General features: G+C 71.4%; 3 protein-coding genes. 2 read left to right on the top strand and 1 reads right to left on the bottom strand.

Annotation, left to right across the window (positions count from 1 at the left end; translation table 11 throughout):
- On the bottom strand, window positions 1-129 hold a 129-nt coding region (locus tag VR45_RS49820), incomplete at its 3' end, for a trehalase-like domain-containing protein (RefSeq protein WP_234326673.1).
- A gap of 757 nt (window positions 130-886) precedes the next feature.
- On the opposite strand from VR45_RS49820, the gene VR45_RS40595 reads away from it, so the two are divergent.
- The gene (locus tag VR45_RS40595; protein ID WP_234371494.1) at window positions 887-2,572 is read left to right on the top strand and encodes a CTP synthase; all 1,686 of its coding nucleotides are present in this window, start codon (window positions 887-889) and stop codon (window positions 2,570-2,572) included.
- A 94-nt stretch (window positions 2,573-2,666) separates the two neighbouring features.
- A complete protein-coding gene (locus VR45_RS40600) occupies window positions 2,667-3,314 on the top strand; it encodes an NUDIX hydrolase (protein ID WP_045945001.1) in 648 nt (215 codons plus the stop codon).
- The last annotated feature ends 56 nt before the right edge of the window (window positions 3,315-3,370 follow it).

The following is a 3,370-nucleotide window of genomic DNA, read 5'->3' on the forward strand; positions in this document are numbered from 1 at the left end:
CGGCGAGTCGAACCGGGGCAGGCAGAGCCAGTCCACCGCTCCGTCCCTGCTGACGAGGGCGGCGGTCTGCATGTCCCCGATGAGTGCGTAGTCCTCGATACGGCCGGCCACGTGATCTCCAGTTCGCAATGTGGTCACGACGCATCGGCGATCCGAGGGAGAGCCAGCGGGACCGCGGGACCGGCGCCACCCTGGGACGTCCGGCCCTCCGTGGGGTGGTGGCGGGCCTTGCCGGAGCATCCGCGAGGGCTCGGTCGAGCCTCTGGGTGGGTGGGAGGAGCGGCACTGCGGGGAGGTCCGGTCGCGCATCGGGGACCGAGAGGTTCCTGACCCTCCCACGCCCTCCGCGAGCTCGTGTTGTCGGCGATGCGTCCGAGCAGCTTACGACGGACGAAAGGGGCGAAGCACGCGGGCGCAGCGCGGTGTGGCGCCGCATTTCGGCGGAAATACCGCGCATTGCGGGAGCGGCCGTCAGGATGGCTCGGAAGGATCAGCTCCGGATGGCACGAAGTGGGGATCCGATGATGGCCCGGCCGAGCGCCCCGGGCCGCCGCCGGGTGGCCCGGACGGGCGGGTGGTGCGACGGCTGTGACGGTAGCGCCGGATGGTGCGCCGGTGGTGCGCCTGGCGTGCGCCCCGGGAGCGCCCCCGCGGCTCCCCGACCGGAAACCGGGCCCCCGAGGCCCGCCGACGGCGGGCCGGAACGCGTCCGGGCCGGGTCACTGATACCCTGGTATCCCGTGGACCGGTGGGATCAAACGCCCCGGACCGGCCGAACCGACGACCCTCTGGGCCCCGTGCGAAGCACCGCCCTCCCCCGTCGCGACGGCGAGCCGCGAGCCTCCCACCACGTCACCTTCGACACGCGACCCACGGGAGCCCCCTCTTGGCACAGCCCCATTCCGGCAAGGCATCGAACGGCCGCGCCGTGACGACCAAGCACCTCTTCGTCACCGGGGGTGTCGCCTCGTCGCTCGGCAAGGGCCTCACCGCCTCCAGCCTCGGTGCCCTGCTCAAGGCCCGCGGCCTGCGCGTGACGATGCAGAAGCTCGACCCGTACCTCAACGTGGACCCGGGCACCATGAACCCGTTCCAGCACGGTGAGGTCTTCGTCACCGACGACGGCGCCGAGACCGACCTCGACATCGGCCACTACGAGCGGTTCCTCGACACCAACCTGCACGGCTCGGCGAACGTCACCACCGGCCAGGTGTACTCGACCGTCATCGCCAAGGAGCGCCGCGGCGAGTACCTGGGCGACACCGTCCAGGTCATCCCGCACATCACCAACGAGATCAAGTCCCGGATCCGCCGGATGGCGACCGAGGACGTGGACGTGGTGATCACCGAGGTCGGCGGCACCGTCGGCGACATCGAGTCGCTGCCGTTCCTGGAGGCCGTCCGCCAGGTCCGCCACGAGGTCGGCCGGGACAACGTCTTCTTCGTGCACGTCTCCCTGCTCCCCTACATCGGCCCCTCGGGCGAGCTCAAGACCAAGCCGACCCAGCACTCCGTCGCGGCGCTGCGCAACATCGGCATCCAGCCCGACGCCATCGTGCTGCGCGCCGACCGCGAGGTCCCGCAGGCCATCAAGCGCAAGATCTCGCTGATGTGCGACGTCGACGAGGAGGCCGTGGTCGCGGCCATCGACGCCAAGTCGATCTACGACATCCCCAAGGTGCTGCACGGCGAGGGCCTGGACGCCTACGTCGTCCGCCGCCTGGACCTGCCGTTCCGCGACGTCGACTGGACCACCTGGGACGACCTGCTGCGCCGCGTCCACGAGCCGCAGCACATCGTCAAGGTCGCCCTGGTCGGCAAGTACATCGACCTCCCGGACGCCTACCTGTCGGTGACCGAGGCGCTGCGCGCCGGCGGCTTCGCCAACAACGCCCGGGTCGAGATCAAGTGGGTCACCTCGGACGACTGCGAGACCCCCGAGGGCGCCCGCGAGCAGCTCGGCGACGTGGACGCGATCTGCATCCCCGGTGGCTTCGGCGACCGCGGCGTCAACGGCAAGGTCGGCGCGATCACCTTCGCCCGCGAGAACAAGGTCCCGCTGCTCGGCCTGTGCCTGGGCCTGCAGTGCGTCGTCATCGAGGCCGCCCGCAACCTGGCCGGCCTGCCCGAGGCCAACTCGACCGAGTTCGACGCCGCGGCCAAGCACCCGGTCGTCTCCACCATGGCCGAGCAGCTGGCCATCGTCGACGGCAAGGGCGACCTGGGCGGCACCATGCGTCTGGGCCTCTACCCGGCCAAGCTCGCCGAGGGCTCGATCGTCCGCGAGGTCTACGCGGGCGAGCAGTACGTCGAGGAGCGCCACCGCCACCGCTACGAGGTCAACAACGCCTACCGCGCGGACCTGGAGAAGACCGGCCTGCAGTTCTCCGGCCTCTCCCCGAAGGGCGACCTGGTCGAGTACGTCGAGTACCCGCGCGAGGTGCACCCCTACCTGGTGGCCACCCAGGCCCACCCGGAGCTGAAGTCCCGGCCGACCCGCCCGCACCCGCTGTTCGCGGGTCTGGTCAAGGCCGCGATCGAGATCAAGACGGCGCCGGCCGACGCCCAGTAGTCCCGGTCCGTTCCCCGGACGGCGGTCCCGCGATTCCTGCGGGGCCGCCGTTCGGCGTTAGATTGTGTCGTACTGACGAAAAGGGGAGAGCGTGATGGACGACCGCAGCACCGCCGATGTCGCCGACGTGGCGGAGGAGTGGGAGATCCGGGGGAGCACCACCCCCTTCCAGGGCCGGGTCACCGGGGTGCGCACCGAGGAGGTCCTGATGCCCGACGGCAGCTGGGCCCGCCGGGACTACCAGACCCACCCCGGGTCGGTCTCCGTCCTCGCCCTGGACGAGCGGCAGCGGGTGCTGATCCTGCGCCAGTACCGCCACCCCGTCCGCCAGCGCCTCTGGGAGCTGCCGGCCGGACTGCTCGACGTGCCCGGCGAGAACCCGCTGCACGCCGCCCAGCGCGAGCTGTACGAGGAGGCGCACTGCAAGGCCGGCGAATGGCGGGTGCTGGTCGACTTCTACACCTCGCCCGGCGGCACCGACGAGGCACTGCGGCTCTTCCTCGCCACCGACCTGTCCGAGGCCGAGGGGGAGCGGTACGAGGCGCACGGGGAGGAACTGGAGCTGGAGTCCGCCCGGGTGCCGGTCGAGGAGCTGGTCCGGCTGATCCACGCCGGCGAGCTGCACAACCCGACCCTGATCACCGGGACCCTGGCGGTGTACGCGGCCCTGCACGGGCCCGGCGGCCTGGACGCGCTGCGGCCGGCGGACTCGCCGTGGCCCGCTAGGCCCTTTTTTTCTTAGGCTCGGCTCGCCTCCGGGGCGCTTACGTCCGGTGCCGACGGTCGTCGCTCCAATGC

The sequence above is a fragment of the Streptomyces sp. NRRL S-495 genome (assembly GCF_000966955.1).
Taxonomy (GTDB): domain Bacteria; phylum Actinomycetota; class Actinomycetes; order Streptomycetales; family Streptomycetaceae; genus Kitasatospora; species Kitasatospora purpeofusca.

Bases quoted from the DNA above. Each gene is read 5' to 3' on its own strand.
- VR45_RS40600 (WP_045945001.1), top strand. From the start codon at position 2,667: ATGGACGACCGCAGCACCGCCGATGTCGCCGACGTGGCGGAGGAGTGG.